This is a genomic window from Brevundimonas sp. FV1ye29L (genome assembly GCF_058681095.1).
Genome location: NZ_CM178730.1, coordinates 2647814 through 2667763, shown reverse-complemented (window position 1 = coordinate 2667763; position 19950 = coordinate 2647814). Strand labels below are relative to the sequence as shown.

The 19950-nt window shown below is 67.8% G+C and carries 12 protein-coding genes; 4 read left to right on the top strand and 8 right to left on the bottom strand.

The genetic code is table 11. The annotated features are described in order from the left end of the window. Nucleotides 1-13: 13 nt before the first annotated feature. The 3 genes from ACW17W_RS13050 to ACW17W_RS13040 all read right to left on the bottom strand — a co-directional run bounded on the left by ACW17W_RS13050 (nt 14) and on the right by ACW17W_RS13040 (nt 4976). The gene (locus ACW17W_RS13050) at nt 14-859 is read right to left on the bottom strand and encodes a ferredoxin--NADP reductase (protein ID WP_492077327.1); all 846 of its coding nucleotides are present in this window, start codon (nt 857-859) and stop codon (nt 14-16) included. A gap of 60 nt (nt 860-919) precedes the next feature. Next, entirely contained in the window at nt 920-2293 is a 1374-nt protein-coding gene (locus ACW17W_RS13045) for an amidase (protein ID WP_492080321.1), read from the bottom strand. Nucleotides 2294-2717: 424 nt separating this feature from the next. Then, nucleotides 2718-4976 carry a S9 family peptidase gene (locus tag ACW17W_RS13040; protein ID WP_492077326.1) on the bottom strand — a complete coding sequence of 753 codons (2259 nt, stop codon included), beginning with the start codon at nt 4974-4976 and terminating at the stop codon, nt 2718-2720. A gap of 94 nt (nt 4977-5070) precedes the next feature. Between ACW17W_RS13040 and ACW17W_RS13035 the strand changes: the two genes are divergently transcribed. Together ACW17W_RS13035 and ACW17W_RS13030 are read left to right on the top strand one after the other, a co-directional pair. After that, nucleotides 5071-5562, top strand: a complete 492-nt coding sequence (locus ACW17W_RS13035) for a low affinity iron permease family protein (protein ID WP_492077325.1) — start codon at nt 5071-5073, stop codon at nt 5560-5562. Further along, nucleotides 5559-5828 carry a SemiSWEET family sugar transporter gene (locus ACW17W_RS13030; RefSeq protein WP_492077324.1) on the top strand — a complete coding sequence of 90 codons (270 nt, stop codon included), beginning with the start codon at nt 5559-5561 and terminating at the stop codon, nt 5826-5828. The genes ACW17W_RS13035 and ACW17W_RS13030 overlap by 4 nt, the downstream gene beginning before the upstream one ends. A 6-nt stretch (nt 5829-5834) precedes the next feature. On the opposite strand, the gene ACW17W_RS13025 is transcribed toward ACW17W_RS13030, so the two are convergent. The 3 genes from ACW17W_RS13025 to ACW17W_RS13015 form a co-directional block, all read right to left on the bottom strand. Continuing rightward, nucleotides 5835-8231, bottom strand: a complete 2397-nt coding sequence (locus ACW17W_RS13025) for a glucan 1,4-alpha-glucosidase (RefSeq protein ID WP_492077323.1) — start codon at nt 8229-8231, stop codon at nt 5835-5837. Further along, a complete protein-coding gene (locus ACW17W_RS13020) occupies nt 8228-9763 on the bottom strand; it encodes an MFS transporter (protein ID WP_492077322.1) in 1536 nt (511 codons plus the stop codon). Before ACW17W_RS13020 ends, ACW17W_RS13025 begins: the two co-directional genes overlap by 4 nt. Before the next feature lie 145 nt (nt 9764-9908). Next, entirely contained in the window at nt 9909-11972 is a 2064-nt protein-coding gene (locus tag ACW17W_RS13015) for a glycoside hydrolase family 97 protein (protein WP_492077321.1), read from the bottom strand. Nucleotides 11973-12073: 101 nt separating this feature from the next. Between ACW17W_RS13015 and ACW17W_RS13010 the strand changes: the two genes are divergently transcribed. Continuing rightward, entirely contained in the window at nt 12074-13087 is a 1014-nt protein-coding gene (locus ACW17W_RS13010) for a LacI family DNA-binding transcriptional regulator (protein WP_492077320.1), read from the top strand. A 194-nt stretch (nt 13088-13281) separates the two neighbouring features. On the opposite strand, the gene ACW17W_RS13005 is transcribed toward ACW17W_RS13010, so the two are convergent. Together ACW17W_RS13005 and ACW17W_RS13000 are read right to left on the bottom strand one after the other, a co-directional pair. Beyond that, entirely contained in the window at nt 13282-14934 is a 1653-nt protein-coding gene (locus tag ACW17W_RS13005; protein WP_492077319.1) for an alpha-glucosidase, read from the bottom strand. After that, nucleotides 14931-16766 carry an alpha-amylase family glycosyl hydrolase gene (locus tag ACW17W_RS13000; protein WP_492077318.1) on the bottom strand — a complete coding sequence of 612 codons (1836 nt, stop codon included), beginning with the start codon at nt 16764-16766 and terminating at the stop codon, nt 14931-14933. Before ACW17W_RS13000 ends, ACW17W_RS13005 begins: the two co-directional genes overlap by 4 nt. Before the next feature lie 291 nt (nt 16767-17057). Here ACW17W_RS13000 and ACW17W_RS12995 point away from each other — a divergent pair, with 291 nt between their 5' ends. Then, nucleotides 17058-19850: a TonB-dependent receptor gene (locus ACW17W_RS12995; protein ID WP_492077317.1), complete on the top strand. Its 2793-nt coding sequence runs from the start codon at nt 17058-17060 to the stop codon at nt 19848-19850. Nucleotides 19851-19950 lie beyond the last annotated feature (100 nt).

The window sequence follows — 19950 nt, the reverse complement described above, 5'->3', positions numbered from 1 at the left end:
GAAAGGGGACAGACTATCCGACAAAGGCGCGCTCCAGCACATAGTCGCCGGGTTCGGCGTTTGAACCCTCCCTGAGGCCAAAGGTCTCCAGCAACTCGCCGGCCTCCTTGATCATGGCCATGGAGCCGCACAGCATGACGCGGTCCTTGGCGGGCGAGAAGCCGCCATCCTCTCCGGGCGCGACCAGACCCAGGTCGGAGAACAGCGCCCCCGAACGGATACGGTCCGTAATCCGGCCGGGCCAGACAGGACCGGCTGTCCCGACGGGTTCGCGCGTGACTGTGGGATAGTAGACCAGTTGCGAGACGGCCTCCTCGCCGATCAACGGGTCGTCATGGATGCCCGAGGTGAAGAAGTCGCGATAGGCCAGGTCGGCGACGTTGCGCACCGTGTGGCAGACGATCACCTGTCTGAACCGGGCATAGGTGTCCGGATCGCGCGCCACCGACAGCCAGGGCGCCAGACCCGTCCCGGTGCCGATCAGCCACAGCCGCTCGCCGCCGGTCAGGGCGTCCAGCACCAGGGTGCCGGTCGGCTTCCTGCCCATCAGCACATGGTCGCCGGGCTGGATCTTCTGCAGACGCGAGGTCAGGGGGCCGTCGGGGACCTTGATGGAGAAGAACTCCAGTTCCTCGTCCCAGCATGGGCTGGCGATGGAATAGGCGCGCAGCACCGGCTTGCCGCCGTCGGGATCCGGCAGGCCGATCATCACGAACTCGCCCGAGCGGAAGCGGAAATCCTCGGGCCGGGCGATCCGGAAGCTGAACAGCTGATCGGTCCAGTGTTTGACCCACAGCACCTCCAGCGAATGGAAGGGAGAGGGCTTTGCGGGCGACGGGGAGGGGGAGGCGTCGGTCATCGCCCCGCCTAATAAGGACCGCCGCCCGATTGCGAAAGGGCTGAGCCCCTCGCGGCGCCGCTATTGCGCGGCCACAGCCATCGGCGGCGGTCGCCGCGCGTGGGTCTTCTGCTCGAAGGCGTAGCCGAGCGACAGGATGCGGGCGTCATCCCATTTGCCGCCGATGAAGCTGATCCCGACCGGCATGCCGCGGTCAAAACCCATCGGCACGGTCAGGTGGGGATAGCCGGCGACGGCGGCGATGGTCGAGGTCGAGCCCTGGGCCCGGTCGTCGTCGTCGCGGTCGTTGGTCCAGGCGCGCGAGGTGGTCGGGGCGATCAGGGCGATGACGGTATTTTCCGCCATCAGCCGGTCGATGCCCTCGGGGCCGGCGAGGCGGAAGGAGGTCGCGCGGGCCTCGACATATTCCGGCGTGGTCAGATCGCCCCTGGCCTCGGCCATCTCGAACAGTTCCTGACCGAACAGCTCCATCTCGGCGGGGGTGGCGGCGTTGAAGGCGATGACCTCGGCCAGGGTGCGGGTCTTCACCTGCTCGGGGTTGGTGGAGGCCAGATAGGCGTTCAGGTCGGCCTTGAGCTCATACATCAGCACCTTGAACGATTCCGCCCCGATGGTGCGAAGATCCGGCCCCTCGGTGATGTCGACCAGGACGGCGCCGGCCTCGCGCAGCTTGGTCAGGTTCTCCTCGAACACGGCCAGGGTCTCGGGCGAATAGCCGCGCGCGAACCGCATGACGCCGAGGCGGGCGCCGTTCAGCGAACCTGCATCCAGCGCCGCACGATAGTCGACCTTGCGCGCATCGGCCTCAACCGTCGCGGGATCGGCGGGGTCGGAGCCGGCCATGGCGGTCAGGACGATGGCGGCGTCCTCGACCGTCGTAGTCATGGGGCCGGCGGTGTCCTGGGAATGGCTGATCGGCACGATATGGGTGCGGCTGACCAGACCCACGGTCGGCTTGAACCCGACGACGCCATTGGCCGAGGCCGGGCAGGTGATGGAGCCATTGGTCTCGGTGCCGATGGCGACCGGGGCCAGACCGACCGCCACCGCCACCGCACTGCCGGCCGAGGATCCGCAGGCCGTGCGGTTCGGATCATAGGGGTTGGGCGTCAGCCCCCCGACCGCGCTCCAGCCGCTGATTGAGTTGGACGAGCGGATATTGGCCCACTCCGACAGATTGGTCTTGCCGAGGATCAGGAAGCCGGCTTCGCGCAGGCGGGTGACCAACGGGGCGTCGCGACCGGGAGCATTGGCGGCGAGGGCCAGCGACCCGGCCGTGGTCGGCATGTCCCTGGTCTCGATATTGTCCTTAAGGAGGATTTCCATCCCGCGAGGGTGGGCCTGTCGCCACGAAGAATAAGTGCCTTCGTCCGCCAACCGGATCACCGAATTGAGTTCGGCGATGGGGCCGCTGATGCATCTCTGGAGGTGCATCGATGCGGGTGCGCAGTTGGCGACCTGCGGGACTGGCGGGATGTTCGGTATGATGACCGGAGCACGCGGCATACTGCGATCCACCGGCATGGCTGACGGCGTGGCGCAGGCGGAAAGAAGCAGGGCCGCCGAGGCGGCGATGTAGGGGGGTCTCATCGGTTGAGTCGTTCCGCGCCGAAGGCAAGAAAAGCACCTTGCCGCCTTTCATCATTGCCCGGCAAGAGCACGATGCGGCCTCGTCCTCCCCGTTCGCGCAGCGAATGGGGAGGTGGATCCGAGCGGAGCGAGGAGACGGAGGGGGCGACGGCGTCGAGGACGATGAAGTCCCGTCATGGCCGTTACCGCGTCGCCCCCTCCGTCACAGCGCGAAGATGCGCCGCGCCACCTCCCCATCGCGAAGAGGCGATGGGGAGGACGGGTTTTTTTACCGCGACCGGGTGCCGATGGTGCGGTCGAGGAAGTCGAGGTAGGTCCGCCATTGCTGGAGCTGGCGGTCGTTGCCGCGCACGCCGTGGCGCTGGCCGGGATACAGCATCAGTTCGAACGGCATGGACCGGGCCTGAAGCGCGTCGATGACCCTCGTCGAGTTTTCCAGAATGACATTGTCATCGGCCATGCCGTGCATCAGCAGCAGCCGCCCGGTCATATCGCCCAGACGCGGAATGACGTCCGACGCGGCATAGCCGTCCACATTGGCCTCGGGCGTCGACATATAGCGTTCGGTATAGGCGGTGTCGTACAGGCTCCATTCGGTCGGCGGCGCCCCGGCGAGAATGGCGGCCAGACCCATCTTCGGCTCGGTCCCCATCATCAGGCTCATGAAGCCGCCATAGCTCCAGCCCATGACCGCCATCCGGTCGCTGTCCACATAGGGCAGGGTGCGCAGGTAGTCGGCGGCCAGCAGCTGGTCGGCGACCTCGGGCTGGCCCATTTTCAGATAGAGCGCCTGTTTGAAGGCGGCGGACCGGTCGCCCTCGCCCCGGTTGTCGAGGCGGAAGACGATATAGCCGGCCTCGTTCAGCAACTGGCTGGTCGCGGGCTGCCAGCCCTTCTTGACCCCGCCGCCCGACGGCCCGCCATAGACCTGCATGACCACCGGATAGCGTTTTGACGGATCGAAGCCCGGAGGCGTCGTCATCATCCAGACCAGGGTCTCGCCGTGGCTTTGCAGCGTGCCGAAGGTCGGCTCCTGACGGCGATCGACATAGGGCCAGTAGGGGTGGCCGTCCTTCATTTCGTTCTGCTCAATCCAGCGGACGAAGGTCCCGTCGGCCCGGTACAGGCCCGACTGCGGCGGGGTGGTCAGGTCGGAATAGTTGCCGACATAGGCCGTCGCCGTCCGGTTCATCGAGACGCCCCACCAGCCCCCGGCCGGGGTCACGGCCACGGGCGCCACGGCGCGGCGCAGGGAGGTGCGGAACATCTGCTGTTCGATCGGCTGTTCCTCGCCGTCCTTCATTGAGGCGGTGAAGAAGACCTCGCCGGTCGCCTGATTGACGCCGTTCAGGCCCTTGACCGGCCAGGCGCCGCGCGTGATCGCCCGCAGGCGGCGGCCTTCGCGGTCATACAGATACAGATGACGCCAGCCGGTCTCCTCGGTCGACCAGATGAAGGCGCCGTCCTTCAGCGCCTTGAAGTCGTTGGTCAGGGCGACCCAGGCGTCGGAGGTCTGGCTGGCGATCACGCGACTGGCGCCCGTGGCGGGTTCGACCGACAGCAGATCCAGCGTCCTCTGGTCGCGGCTCAGCCGCTGGACGTACAGCGTCTTGCCGTCGTCGGACCAGTTCACCCGGCCCAGATAGATGTCGGCATCGGCGCCCAGATCGACCTTGACCCGCGATCCGGCCACGCGGTCCTGCACATACAGTTCGACCACGGCATTGGGCCGCCCGGCGCGGGGGTAGCGCTGCTGGATGGTGCGGGCGCCGCCGCCGGTGATGTCGAGGCGCGGGATGACGTCGACGGTCGATTCATCGGTGCGCTGCAGGGCGATGTAATTTTCGTCCGGGCTCCACCAGTAGCCTGTGTCGCGGTCCAGCTCCTCCTGGGCGATGAACTCGGCCGTGGCCCAGGTGATCAGATCCCGGCCTTCGGTCGTGACCGCCGTCTCGGCGCCGCTGGCCAGGTCGATGACATACAGGTTCTGGTCGCGCACGAAGGAGACATAGTTCCCTTTCGGGCTGACCTTGGCGTCGATCTCGTCCGCCTCGGTCGTGGTCAGCCGCCGCACCGCGCCGGAGGTTTCTCCGGCCGCCGGTCGCGAGGCCAGATAGATGTCGCCCTCCAGCGGGGTCAGGATATAGCGGCCCTGTTCGTCCCACGAATATTCGACGACGCCGCGCTGGGAGATCCGCATCCGCTCGCGCCGCGCCTTCTCGGCCTCCGACAGTTCGCCGGCGTCGGGAACCAGGGCCCGCGCGTCGACCAGTTTGAACGGTTCGCCCGCCCCGGTCGGCGCCGCCCAGAGATCCAGCACCTGCACATCGTCAGGCCGGGCCCTGAGGAAGGCGACCAGCTCGCCGTCGGGCGAGAGGCTGACTCCCTGGGCCACCGGCCCGTTCAGCGACGGATTGGCGAAGACCCGCTCGGGCGTCAGGACCGCCGGGTCAACAGCGGCGCCGGTCTGGGCTGAGGCGGCGCCGGCCAGGGCGGAAAGCACGGAAGCAAGGACTACGGTTTTCATGGCGCCGGACGCTAATGGGCCGGGGAAGCGCCGTCACCCCCCCTTGATCCGCTGGATTTCCGGAACCGACGACGAGTTGTGATATTCCGCCACTATGGAAAAGCTGTTCGTCCGTTTCGCCACCCTGACCGCCAAGATCGCGGGAAAGCCGTGGACCTTCATCGCCTGTCTGGCCATCGTCCTGATCTGGGCCGTGTCCGGGCCGGTCTTCAGGTTCAGCGAGACCTGGCAGCTGGTGATCAACACCGGCACAACCATCATCACCTTCCTGATGGTGTTCCTGATCCAGAACACCCAGAACCGTGACGGGGCGGCCATGCAGGCCAAGCTGGACGAGCTGATCTATGCGGTGAAGAAGGCCGACGCCCGTTTCATCGGCATCGAGCATCTGACGGAACGGGAACTCGACAAGATCCTCGAGGAGGTCGAGAAGCGCGGCGTCGAGGTGCACAGCGGCAAGCCGGCCCGGGCCATCCGGGGCGAGCCCGCCATCCGCGCCGACGACGTCGCGGCGGCGCAACCGAAGGCGGCCACCCCCGCCAGGGAAGGCGGCAAGACCTCCGCCCGCAAGCCGGCGGCGAAATGAGCGATCTCGCCGCCAATGTCGTCGGCACCGCCGCCGCCCTGTGTTCGGTCACCAGTTTCGCCCCCCAGCTGCTGAAGATCTGGAAGACGAAGGATGCTTCATCGGTCAGTCTGAAGACCTATTCCCTGACCGTGACCTGCTTCGCCCTCTGGGTCGGCTATGGCGTCCTGACCGGGGCCTGGCCGATCATCGTCGCCAATGCCTGCGCCTTTGTCATGGCGCTGGCGGTGCTGGTCATGAAGTGGCGCTTTGGCCGCTCCGGGTGAGCGAACTCAGCGCGGGCGGCCATAGCGTTCGGCCACCGGCGCATAGCGATCCCAGACCTGACGGTCGGCGACCGAGCGCAGCAGCTTCAGATACTCGGCGTGGGTCCAGGCCAGGGGGGTGGCCGAGTCCGTCGGCTGGCCGGAGACGTAGCCGCGCGGCGTCGGGTTTCCGACCTCGTCCCAGACCTGTTCGGGCAACATCAGACCGTCGGCGGCGAACCGCTCCATGCCCCGGACATAGGTCCGGCGAACGGTCTGGATGTCGGTCCCGGCCGCGATTTCATAGTGGCCGCGCTCGCCCGTGAAGAAGGGCCAGACCCGGCCGCGCTGACCCGGCGCCATGACCCCGCCGACGCCGTAGTTGGCTCCGGTGACATGGTCCTCGCCATAGCCGTCGACGCCGTAGCGCCGCCAGCCGGGCGTCTTGTCGCCTTCCGGTCCGAAGTCGTAGCGGACGCGGAACAGGTCCGGCAGGGTCTGATCGTCATACTCCGGCAAGGTGGCCAGGATCGACGGGGCATCGGCCGGACGGACGCCGTAGCGGACCAGTTCCAGGAAGCCGCCGTCCACGACCTTGTCCTGGGCCTGGCCCGGCTGGCCATTGTTGTCGCCCATGCGGGCGCCGCTGTTCGGGTTCTCGGTCTTGGACAGGCGCATGAAATAGCGGCCGTCGCCCAGCGACCCGGCGGTGGTGAACATCCGCGCCTCGATCTTTGAAGCATAGTCGTCGGCGGCGGCCAGGTAGCGGTCGGCGGAGGCCGGGTCGCCCGACGCCCGGGCGATGTCGGCGGCGGTGACCAGACCCGAGATGACGGCGGCGGTGGTGGAGGGCGAATGGCCGTCCTGTTCCTCCCACCGCTCCTGCTGGCTGTAGGGGGGGGTGATGGTCGCATCGTTCCACAGGATGCCGACCTTGCCGCCGTTGACGAGGAAGTCGGCGGCCGGCTTGATCATGCGGGTGTATGCGGCGGCCATCTCGGCGTCGGAGACCACGCCCGCCTTCCACAGTTTCCAGCCCAGCATGATGGGCATGGCGGTCTGGTCCAGCTGGACCCCGACCCATTCGACCTCGCCGTCGACATGGGTCTTCTGCAGGAACCAGCCGGTGGCGCCGGTATTGCCCGGGGTGTCGGCGCGAACCTGGACCTGGGGCAGGTAGCGGAAGGCGGCGGCGGGGGTCTGTTCATCGCCCAGCGCCAGCAGGGCCATGGCCACCTGATAGAAGTCGCGCGGCCAGACGGCCTTGTAACCGGTCGAGGGTTTCGACGCGTCGACCGTATCGCCCCACGGGTTGGACAGGCTGGCGATCAGGGCGCCGGCATGGGTGCGGTCCTCCTGCACCTTCAGCATCAGGGCCGAGGCATAGGCCAGTTTGCCGCCATCGGTGGACTGTTCGGCCATACGCGGCAACTGGTCCAGCGAGGCGATGTAGTCCTCCCAGCCCATCCGATCGCCCTCGCCGTTGAACCGGGCCAGCACCTCGTCGAGGCCGGTGGCGAAACTGGCGTCGGCGGCGGCGGCGGCCTCGGCGGCCGATGCGCCGAAGCCGATGACGAAGTCGCGCGTCAGGCTCTGGCCCGCCGCGATGGTGGGCAGGCCGCCGGTCAGGACGACGGCGCCCGGCGCGTCTCCGGTCGAGGCGTAAGCCTGTGTCAGCCGGCCGTTGGCCTTGAGGTCGGTCAGCCCGTCCGAGGCGCCGAGGAAGCCGGCGCTGGCCGTCTCGAACGGCTGGTCCGGACGCAGGGTCAGGTGAACGCCGCCCTCTGAGGCCTTCAGGCCGGTTGTCGTCGCCTCTGCCCGGTCGCCGCCGCCGGTGTTGGCCATGTGCGGCTCGAGGATGAGGTAGGGCGTGACAGGCCCCCGGGCCGCCGCGGTGATCTTGACGCGCAGCACAAGAGCGTTGCTGTCCGGGTCGGTGAAGATGCGCTTTTCGATTTCGAACTCGTGGGCCACATCCTCGGTCACCACACGATAGGCCGGCGACAGGGGCCGACCCCGGGCGTCCGTGTGGAGGTATTCAGTCCGGCTGATCGTGTCCGTTCCCTCGATGTTGAGGCCGTCTCCGGACATCACAGCAAAGCGCAACTGCTTGATCTGGGCCTCGTGGATCAGGCCGTACATGGTCTCGGTCAGGACGCCGTCGGCGAGCGAGAACCAGACCCTGGACACCGCCCCGGTCGGACCGCCGTCGGCGTATCGGCCGTCGACATAGGCCTCGTACGACGCGCCCGCACCGGTCTTGGCGGCGCTGGCCCAGGTGGGGGCGGCGCCCGGCGCGCCCGGGGCGACGGCGGCGGTCTGAAGGACGGGGGCCGAGGCTGTCGGCGCCGCTTCGATCGTGGCGCAGGCCGACGCAGCCATCAACGCGGCGACCGCGCAGGACAGGGTGAGGGCTCGGGTCATACGGACGCTCCTGAGACGGGGGATGCGGAAGGGGCCTCACGGACCCGGAGGGCGAAGACGGCCGCCAGCACGAAGGAGGCGGCGCCCAGAACCAGGGCCCAGATGGCCTGGCCGTCGAAAAAGCTCTTCAGCGTCAGGCCCAGAAGGGTCGCGGCCAGCAGCTGGGGCACGACGATGAAGATGTTGAAGACGCCCATATAGACGCCCATCTTCCGGTCCGGCACCGCCCCCGCGAGGATGGCGTAGGGCATGGAGACGATCGAGGCCCAGGCGAAGCCGACGCCGATCATGGGCAGCCAGAGCAGGCCCGGCTCCCGGATGGCGAAGATACCGAACAGGCCGGCGGCGCCCAGAAGCAGCATCAGGGCGTGGGTGGCGCGACGGCCGATGCGTTTCGCCAGCACCGGCAGGGCGAAGGCGGCGAGGGCCGCCACGCCGTTATAGACGCCGAACAGCACCCCGACCCAGTCGGCGCCGGCCGCATAGGCGGCCGAGGTCGTGTCCGCCGCGCCGTAGTGGACGCGGGTGACGGCGGCGGTGGTGTAGATCCACATGGCGAACAGGGCGAACCAGCTGAAGAACTGCACGACCGCCAGACCGCGCATGGTCTCGGGCATGCGGAAGACGTCATTGAGGATCTCGGTCGCGGCATTGCTGACGCCCCGGCCCTGCATCATGCCGACGGCGATCATCAGCAGGCCGAAGCCGACGAAGAAGCCGGCGAGGACCAGCAACTCCTTCTCCAGATCGAACAGGCCGATCAGGATCAGGCCCACAACGCCCAGGGCGGCGCAGACCAGACCCGAGCCCAGCCAGCCGCGCACCGACCGGGCGGGCGGTTCCGGGGCGTCGTCGACGGGCGTGGACGAGCGGGCCTGCTCGAAGGCGGCGATCTGTTCGGGGCTGTATTCCCGGGTGGTCAGCACGGTCCACAGCACGGCGGTGAACAGGCCGGCCGCGCCGACATAGAAGGCGATCCTGACCGACAGGGGCACGGCGCCGTCCGCCGCCGTCGAGGCGATGTTGAAGACGTTCGACAGCACCCAGGGCAGGCAGGAGGCGAAGACGGCGCCCGCGCCGATGAAGAAGCTCTGCATCGCATAGCCGGTGGTGCGCTGCTCCTCCGGCAGGTTGTCGCCGACGAAGGCGCGGAACGGCTCCATGGTGATGTTGATCGAGGCGTCCATGATCCACAACATGGCGGCGGCGAACCACAGCGACGGGCTGTTGGGCATGGCGATCAGGGCCAGGGTCGTCAGGATGGCGCCGACGAGGAAATAGGGCCGGCGACGGCCCAGCGGCGTCCAGGTCCGGTCGCTGAAATGGCCGACGATCGGCTGAACCAGCAGTCCGGTCAGGGGGGCGGCGATCCAGAGGATGGCGAGGCTGTCGACCTCGGCGCCCAGGGTCTGGAAGATGCGGCTGGTGTTGGCGTTCTGCAGGCCGAAGCCGATCTGGATGCCGAAGAAGCCGACGCACATGTTCCAGATCGCCAGCGGCGAAAGGCGCGGGCGGTGGGCGAGGAGGGTCATTTGACGCTCCCCCAATCCGTCATCCTCGGGCTTGACCCGAGGACCGGGCGCCGGTCGGGCTGTGCGTCGCCCCTTCGCATGAGCGGCTGATCATCCGGTCCTCGGGTCAAGCCCGAGGATGACGGGGGAGTAGGGGGGGAGATCATCACCGCCGCCGCCCGACCGGCACGAAGCGGATCGCCTGGCCGCCGCCGGGGGCGAGGGCCAGGGTCAGGACGTCGGCCGAGGTGACCTCGCGCTGCTCGATGACGATGGACTCCCGCTTGCCGCGATAGTCGGCGTCCGGACCGTCGCGATAGATCTCGGCGGTGTAGCGACGCCCCGCGTCGAGGAAGGCCAGGGGTGCGGACAGGACGCGCGGATGCTCGTCGGTGATGGCGCCCAGGGCCCAGACGCCGCCGCCGCGCGCCTTGCGGGCGATGACGACATGGTCGCCCATCTCGGCGGCCAGCACCCGGGTCTCCTCCCAGTCGACCGGCACGTCCTTGATGAACTGGAACGGACCCGGGTTGGCCTCATAGTTGACCAGCAGGTCGGCCGCCATCTGGATCGGGGAATAGATGACGACATAGAGGGCCAGTTGCTTGGCCCAGGTGGTCTGGACCCCGCCGGGGCTGCGCGTCTCCATGCCGAAGATGCCGGGGGTATAGTCCATGGGTCCGGCCAGCAGGCGGGTGAAGACCAGGTTGGCCTCATGCTCGGGCGGATTGCCGGGCTGGCCCCAGGCCGAATACTCCATGCCGCGCTGGCCCTCGCGGCTGATGATGTTGGGGTATGTGCGGCGCAGGCCTGTGTCCTTGAACGGCTCGTGGGCGTTGACGGCGACCCTGTGCCGGGCGGCGACCTCGACGACCTTCATATGGTGCTGCGCCATGGCCTGGCTTTCGTGCCAGGCCATGACCATCCGTCCGTCGGGGCCGGCGACGCGCGCGCCCTGGGCATCGGCGACATAGCCGGTCTTCACCGAATGGACGCCCAGCCGCTCGTACAGGGCCATGGCCGGCTCCAGCTGCTGTTCGTAGACGAAGGCGTTGCCGCCGGTTTCGTGGTGACCGATCAGCTGGACGCCCTTCGACCGGGCGTGGGCGCAGACCGCCTCGATGTCGAAATCAGGATAGGATTCGGTGAAGCTGAAATCCGCGCCATTGGCGAACCACTGGCCGTCCCAGCCCTTGTTCCAGCCCTCGACCAGCACCCCGCCGAAGCCGTGCTCGGCGGCGAAGTCGATGTGTTTGATGGCGTTTTCGGTGGTGGCGCCGTGTTTGGGGCCGGAATTCCAGCTCTTCAGCTCCAGGTGCATCTCCCACCAGACGCCGACATATTTCATCGGCTTGAACCAGCTGACGTCGCCCAGCCTGTTGGGTTCGTTGAGGTTCAGGATCAGGCTGGACTCGATCAGGCCGGCGCCGGTGTCCGACACCTGCAGCGTCCGCCAGGGGGTGTTGAACGGCGCCTGACGCACCACGGCCGCATTGGTCAGGCCGGGGGTCAGCTGGGCGCGGAACTTCGTGCCTTCCGAGCGGCGCAGGTTCATGCCGGCATAGTCGATACAGGCCGCCTCATGGATCGAGACATGCAGGCCCGAGCGGCCCTTGACCGTCATCGGCGTCTGGGCGCTGCCGACGGCGTCGATCGGGGTGCGGCTGTAGAGGTATTCCTCGCGGTTCCATTCCCAGGCCGGGCACCACAGGGCCTCGCCGTTTTCGGAGAGGTTGAACTCGGTCAGCTCGGCGCCGACGCGGACGGTGGTCAGGCCCGGCTGCTCGGGGAATTCGTAGCGGAAGCCAAGGCCGTCGTCATACAGCCGGAAGACCACGTCCATGCGGCGCATCAGGCCGCCGGTCTCGGCATAGCTGACCCGCAGCCCGGTATAGTGGTTGCGGATGAAGCGGCGCTCGCCCCAGGGTTGCTCCCAGGTTTCGTCGAAGGTCACCGGCTCGGCGCCGGTGATGCGCAGGCCGCGCTCCAGCGCGGGGGCGTCGGTCAGGAGGAAGCCCAGCCGTGAGGCCTCGACCACGGCCCGGCCCTGCCGTGTCACCGAATACAACGGTCGCCCGTCGTTGTCGGTGCTGGCTTCCACCGTCAGGACGCCGCCCGGGGACGAGGCGCGGGCGACAGCCGGCGTCGTCTGGGCCCGGACCGGCAGGGCGGAGAGGGCCGAGACCCCCGCGGCGGCTGCGGTCAGGCTGAGGAAGGATCGGCGCTGCATCATCGGGTGACTCCAGACATCAGGGACTTGCCAAGCTCCACCGGAGCACGGCATGAAAGTTTTGCAGAAAATTTTGCATCGCCGGGGAGGGCGCAAATACGGTGAGCCGCAAGACCACGCGACTGGAGGACCTGGCCCGGATGGCGGGCGTGTCGATCTCGACCGCCTCGCGGGCGCTGAACGACAGTCCGGCCGTCAACGACCGCACCAAACAGGCGATCTGGAAGCTGGCGCGCGAGCACGACTATCCGTTCCGCCGGTATATGCCCGCCGGACCGATCGGCGCCCAGGGCACGATCGCCCTCGTCACCCCCCGGCCGCAGGGGCGGGAGGGACGGCTGAGCGACCCCTTCTTCCTCGAACTGCTGGCCGGCGTGGGCGAGGCGGCGCGCGAGCGCGGCTGCGACCTGATCATGAGCCATGTGTCGCCGACCAATCTGGACGACCTGTCGGCGGCCATGACGACCAGCCGGGCGGACGGGGTGATCTTCCTCGGCCAGTCCAGCCTCCACGCCGCCTTCAACCGCATGGCCGAGACCGACGGCCGGTTTGTGGTCTGGGGCGCCGAACTGCCCGACCAGGCCTATTGTTCGGTCGGGTCCGACAATATCCACGGCGGTCGCCGTGCGGCGGCCCATCTGGCGCGGCTGGGCCGCAAGCGGATCGTCTATCTGGGCGACCTCGATCCGCCCGAGGCCATGCAGCGCCAGCGCGGCTATGCCGAGGCCCTGGAGGCGGCCGGGCTGGGCGTCGATCCCGAGCTGATCGTCCCCGCCCATTTCGAGGTCGAGTCCGCCGAGGCCTCGGTCGATTCCATGATCCGGCGCGGACTGGATTTTGACGGCATCGTCGCCGCCTCTGACCTGATCGCCCTCGGCGCCGTCCGCGCCCTGCTGCATGCGGGGATCGAGGTGCCGGGCCAGGTATCGGTGATCGGTTTCGACAATGTGCCCTTCAGCCGCTATTCGCGTCCGGCCCTGTCGACCATCGCCCAGGATACGATGAAGGCCGGCCGGCTGATGGTGTCCAAGCTGCTGGACAGCCCCGGCGACCGCGCCGCCCGGTCCGAGCGCGTGCCCACCGACCTGATCGTACGCGAGACCTGCGGGGGGTGAGATTTCACCTCTCCCTTCGCGCAGGCGAATGGGGAGGACAGACCGCGTGGCGGTCAGGAGGGGGCGACGCGGCGCCGGGGGCTCTGCGCGCGATCCGATCCTTGACGGCGGAGTCGCCCCCTCCTGGCGCCTGACGGCGCCCGTCCTCCCCATCGCCCGGCGGCGATGGAGAGGTGAATGGGGCGACGCGCGTCTCACCCGCTCTTCGCCAGCAGCAGCCCCGCCAGCGGGGGAAGGGCCCCCGTCGTGTCGGCCGCCACATTGACCGCCTCCACCACCGACCAGCCCTCGGGCGCGGTCCAGTCCACCGGGTCGTGGCCGAGGTTGAAGACGCACAGCAGCGAATCGTCACCGTCGCCGCGCTGGAAGACCAGCAGGCCGGCCGGCGCGGACAGCATGTCCATGGTCCCGGTGCGGAGGGTCGCATAGCGGCGACGCAGGGCCACCAGAAGGCGGGTGAGATGCAGCATGGAGCCCGGATCAGCCTCCTGGGCGTCCACAGCCATCGGGAAGTGACGGGGATCGACGGGCAGCCAGGGCTCGACGGTGGAGAAACCGGCCTGGACCGCGTCGCGCCGCCACGGAATCGGGGTGCGGGCGCCGTCGCGACCCAGGGTCTCGGGCCAGTTGGCGATGGCCTCGGGATCGACCAGCCGGTCATAGGGAACGTCCGCCTGGGGCAGGCCCAGCTCCTCGCCCTGCCAGATGAAGACATTGCCGCGCAGGCACATCAGCAGCAGCATGCACATCGCCGCCATGGCCTTTTCGTCACGGCCCTCGGCCCAGCGCGAAACGGCGCGCGGCGCGTCGTGGTTGGAGAAGGTCCAGCTGGGCCAGCCCTCGCCATCCACGCCCGGCCACATGGCGGGGCCGCCGTCGACCAGCTCGGTCGTCAGCCGGTCGGCGTACAGATACAGGAAGCCATAGGCCGAATGCAGCCGGTCATGGCCGTGTGTGTACAGCTTCATCTCCTCATTGGCCCGGTCGCCCCCGACCTCGGCCACCAGGAAACGCGCCCGTCCGGTCTCGGCGCCGACCCGGTCGGCCAGCTTGCGCAGCCGGGTCAGGAAGGCCGGAATCTCGGGCTGGGACTGGTTGTGGATCTTGTCCTGGAAGTCGAAGGGGCGGGTGCGCTTGCCATTGCCGATCAACGGCGGATTGTCCGTCAGCCTCGGGTCGTGCATCGAGAAATTCAGCGCGTCGAGGCGGAAGCCGTCGACCCCCCGGTCCAGCCAGAACTTCATGGCGTCCAGCAGGGCGTCCTGGACGGCCGGGTTCCTGACGTTGAGCTGGGGCTGCTCCTTCAGGAAGTTGTGCATGTAGTACTGGCGGCGTCGGGCATCCCAGGTCCAGGCCGGGCCGCCGAACACGGACTGCCAGTTGGACGGCGGCGATCCGTCGGCCCGGGCGTCAGCCCAGACGTACCAGTCGGCCCGGGCATTGGTCAGGCTGGACCGGCTCTCGCGGAACCAGTCATGCTCGTCGGAGGTGTGGGCATAGACCTGGTCGAGGATGACCTTGAGACCCAGGGCGTGGGCGCGGGCGATCAGGGCGTCGAAATCAGCCATGGTCCCGAAGATCGGATCGACGCCGCAATAGTCCGAAACGTCGTAGCCGAAGTCCTTCATCGGCGAGGTGAAGAAGGGCGACAGCCAGACCCCGTCCACGCCCAGCGAGGCGATATGGTCCAGATGGGCCGTGATGCCCGCCAGATCGCCGACGCCGTCGTCGTTGGAGTCGGCGAAGCTGCGCGGATAGACCTGGTACAGGACCGCGCCGCGCCACCATTCGATGGCGGCGTCGTCGTGGGTCTCGACAATCGGAGAGGTCAGGGTCTGGACGTTCAACGCGGGCCTTCCGAGGTGCAGATCATATAGTCGAGGGCCGGGACGGTAACCCGGATGGAGCCGGGCGCCGAGGCGGCGGCCGGGCAGGCGCCGCGGGCGGCGGACCATCCCAGGGAAGCCGCATCGACCTCGACATTGGCCGTCACCGGAGCGGTGGACGAGTTGTAGAGAATCAGGGTCTCGCCGGCCTCGCCCTGGATCTTGCGGGAAACCGCGAACAGGCCCGGCTTGTCGCCGGCGAAACGCACGGTCTGCAGGCCCCGGCGCAGGGCGGGGATCGCCTCACGCAGCTTCGCCATCCCGGCGATCCGCTCATAGAGGGGGGCGGTCGTATCGAACGGCGCCCGACGCCCGCCGATGACGCGGTGGCGGGCGTAGTCGGCCACCTGACCGCCGAACAGGTCGGCGCGGGCCGCGCCATAGCCGCCGATGCCGGCGAAGCCCTGTTCGTCGCCATAGTAGATCGTGGGCGCCCCGCGCGAGAACATCATCAGGGCGTGGGCCAGGGTCGCGCGGGCCAGAAGTTCCTCGTCGGACGCGTCCGGATGGGCCCTGGCGATAAAGCCGCCGATCCGGCCCATGTCGTGGTTGCCCAGGAAGGTCGGCAGCTGCATCGCCCCGGCCTCGCCGCCCTCATAGACGGCGTCGGCCATGAACAGCTTCGCCAGGGCGTCGGTCCCCTTCACCCCGTTGGCGACGTCGGTCGCCGTGGTCTGGAAGGCGAAGTCGAGCACGGCCGGATAGCGATCGACCCGGGTGAAGCGGGCCAGCATGGCCGGGTCGTGGTCATAGACCTCGCCGAAGATGTGGAAGTTGGGGATCCCCTTCGCCCTGGCCCGCTCCAGCATGGCGGGGACAAAGGCCTGCCAGAAGGCGGGGTTCACATGCCGGGCGGTGTCGATGCGGAAACCGTCGACGCCATAGCGGTCGATCCAGCCGCCATAGATGTCGATCATCCCCTGAACCACGCGGGGGTGCTCGGTGAACAGGTCGTCCAGCCCGGCGAAATCGCCGTCCAGCGAACTCTCGCCGGCAAAGGTCGTGTCGCCGCGGTTGTGATAGTAGATCGGATCGTTCAGCCAGGCCGGGACCTTGACCGTCGCCTCGTCCGCCGGGACCCAGGGGCTGTAGGCATAGGCCGGGTCGGTCAGGCGATCAAAGTTCGTCCCGTCAAACCCCTCGTTGATCGGCGTCGCGTCCGGGCCGCCGCGTCGCGCATAGGGGTAGTCGGCCCGGCTGCGGTAGGCGCAGTCGTTCTTCGGGCACTCCCGATAGCGGATCACATCGGCCGTGTGGTTGGCGATGATGTCCATATAGACCTTCATGCCGCGCGCATGGGCCGCCTCGACGAAGGCGGCGAAGGTCGCCTCGTCGCCGAAATGCGGATCCACGGCAGTGAAATCGGTGATCCAGTAGCCGTGGGCGCCCGAGAACTCGCGTCCCGGCTCGCCCTGGACCGGCTTGTTCTTGAACACCGGCGCCAGCCAGACGGCGGTCGCGCCCAGGCCCTGGATATAGTCGAGACGGCGGATCAGCCCGGCCAGGTCGCCGCCATGATAGAAGCCCTCGTGGGTCGGGTCGAAGCCGTGGTCCAGCCTTCCGCCGGGAATACCGCCGGTGTCGTTCGTCATGTCGCCGTTGTCGAACCGGTCAGGCAGCAGGAAATAGATCACCTCATCCTGGGGCAGGCGGGCGCGGAAGTCGGGTTCGGCCTGACCTGCAGCAACCGGCCCGGCGGCGAGCGCGAGCAGGGCGGCGCAGGCTGCGGCCGCGCACCGCGCTGCGACGCCCTTGAGGCGTCGTTGTCCTGTCTGTCGAGACGGGTGACCCATGGGATGTCCTGTGACGTTTCCTGCGGGGGACTGCATCGTTCCCCCGGCGTGTTTGCAAGATTTTGCAGTCCCTGTCGCAACTGTCAACCGGGGAGATCGCCCACCGGAATCGGGAGTTCGCGGCCATGTTGCGCCGCAATGTGAGGCTTTTGGCGGGCGGCAAATCCCGCTGTGGCGGGCCGGGGAGGTGATTTTACATTACAGACTTGCAAGATTGATCAGGATTTGCATATTTTTGCGCAAGCAGAGATCGCAACGTCAGAAACGCGGTCGGCTCCAGGGAGGATGAGAATGATCAACCGTTTCACCACGCGTGCACGCCTGCTGTCCGGCGCCGCCATCGGTCTGGGGGTCGTCCTGACCGCCGGGACCGCCGCCGCCCAGACAGCGCCCGCCGCCCAGACCGATCCCGAAGCGACCCAGGTCGATGAGATCGTCGTCACCGGCATCCGTCAGTCGATCGAGGCCTCGATCAACGCCAAGGCCCGCAACACCTCCATCGTCGAGGTCATCTCGGCCGAGGACATCGGCAAGTTGCCGGACGTCTCGATCGCCGAGTCGCTGGGCCGTCTGCCCGGCCTGGCCACCCAGCGTCTGGACGGGCGTTCGCAACAACTGTCGATCCGCGGTCTGGGTCCGGACTACACCACCGCCCTGCTGAACGGCCGCGAACAGGTTACGACCGGCGACAACCGCGGCGTCGAGTTCGACCAGTATCCGTCGGAACTGCTGTCCAGCGTGGTGGTCTACAAGACCCCGGACGCGGCTCTGATCGGTCAGGGTCTGGCCGGCACGGTTGACCTGCGCACCATTCGCCCCCTGACCTATGGCCGTCGCGCCCTCGTCGCCAACTACCGCCACGAGATCAACGACATCGGCGCCCTTAACTCGGGCACGACGGATCAGGGCGATCGCTACACCCTGTCCTATATCGACCAGTTCGCGGACGGCACGATCGGCGTGGCCCTGGGCTATGCCCATATGTCCTCGCCCTACCAGTCCGAGCGGTTCAACGCCTGGGGCTATCCGAACTATTCGGACGGCAATCTGCTGACCGGCGGCGTGAAGCCCTATGTCATGTCGTCGGAGCTGGAGCGCGACGGCTATATGGGCGTGCTGGAATGGCGGCCGAACGACCGCTTCCACACCGCTCTGGACGTCTTCTATTCGAAGTTCGAGAACACCCAGACCCTGCGCGGCATCGAATTCCCGCTGGCCTGGGGCGGTTCATCCGGCGCCTGCCCGGGCTCGCTGGCGGTCTGCCGCCCCGGCCCGTCGCTGCGTCCCGGCTATACGGTCGAGAACGGCCTGATCGTCGCCGGCACCTGGGACAACATCAAGGGCGTGGTCCGCAACGACCTGAACAAGCGCGACAGCGAGATCACCTCGATCGGCTGGAACGCCGAGTTCGTGGCCAATGACGACTGGACCTTCGGTCTGGACCTCAACTACTCCAAGGTCGAGCGTCAGGACATCATCCTGGAGACCAACGCCGGCACCGGCCGCAACGTCGCCGGCGCCCTCGACACCCTGGGCTTCCGCCTGACCGACGACGGCGTGACCGAATTCACCAGCCTGCTGAACTATGCCGACCCGAACCTGATCCGCATCACCAGCCCGCAGGGCTGGGGCGGCGACGTCATTCCGGGCGGTCAGGTCGGCTATATGAACACCCCGTCGATCACCGACGAGATCCAGGCGGTTCGCCTGACCGCCCGGCGCGAGCTGCACCAGAGCCCGTTCAGCGCCATCACCTATGGCTTCAACTACACCGAGCGCCAGAAGACCTTTGTCAACGACCAGTTCTATCTGGGCGTCCCGGGCGGCGGAGACCTGACCATCCCGTCGCAGTACCTCCTGGCGCCGACGGACCTCGGCTATCTCGGGATTTCGCAGGTCATCAGCTATGACGCCCTGGGTGTGGTCAACAGCGGCGCCCTGAGCCTGGTCCGCAACCCGAACGCGGATGTGCTTGCGGGCAACTGGGAGGTCACCGAAAAGGTCTCGACCGCCTATATCAAGGCCGACATCGACCATAGCCTGTTCGGCCTGCCGCTGACCGGCAACGTCGGCATGCAGTATGTCTATACTGACCAGAGCTCCGACGGCTTCTCGGCCCGCCAGACCGGCCCGGGCGTCGCGGAAACCATCGCGGTGTCGGGCGGCACGGACTATGTCGAGCTTCTGCCCAGCGCCAACTTCATTCTGGAAGTGGGAGACGACCTGTTCACCCGCTTCGCCGTGGCCCGGACCCTGGCCCGCCCGCGCATGGACGACATGCGCGCCTCGCGGAACTACAACTACAATCCGTCATTCGCGGCCTCGACCGACATCAACCGTTCGCCCTGGGGCGGCGGCGGCGGCAACCCCGAGCTGAAGCCCTTCGTCGCCGACGTGGCCGACATCTCGATCGAGAAATATTTCGCCAATCGTCGCGGCTACGTCTCCCTGGCCGGCTTCTACAAACATCTCGAAAGCTATGTTTACAGCCGCAACCAGCTGTTCGACTTCACCGGCTATCCGATCGGCGTGGTCTCTGTGACCAACCCGGAGCCGGTGCTGCGTCAGGGCCTCCTGAACGCCGCCGACAATGGCGACGGCGGCTGGATCCGCGGCCTGGAGTTCTCGGTGTCGACGCCGTTCGAGATCTTCCACCCGGCGCTGGAGGGCTTCGGCATGCAGTTCAGCGCCTCCCAGACCGAGAGCGAGGTCCAGCCCGATCCCGCCCAGGCCCCGACCGCCATGCCGGGCCTGTCCGAGACCGTCGTCAACGGCAGCCTCTATTTTGAGCGCGCCGGCTTCCAGGCCCGCGTCTCGGGCCGCTATCGCTCTGACTATCTCGGCGAGGTCGCCGGCTTCGGCAACGGCCGCACCCTGCGTTCCGTCGCGGCGGAAACCGTGGTCGACGCCCAGATCGGCTATGAGTTCCGCTCCGGCCCGATCGAGGGTCTGTCGGTGGTCGCCCAGGTCAACAACCTGACCGACGAGCCGTTCAAGACGTTCGAAAATGGCGACGAGCGCCGGACGATCGACTTCCAGCGCTATGGCCGCACCTATGCGGTCGGGGTGAGCTACAAGTTCTGATCTCTTCCTGAACGACGGCGCGTCCCGTCCTCCCCGACGCGCCGTCCCAAACTGCGCCGCCTGTCCCCACGACAGGCGGCGTTTTTCTTGTTTGACGGTG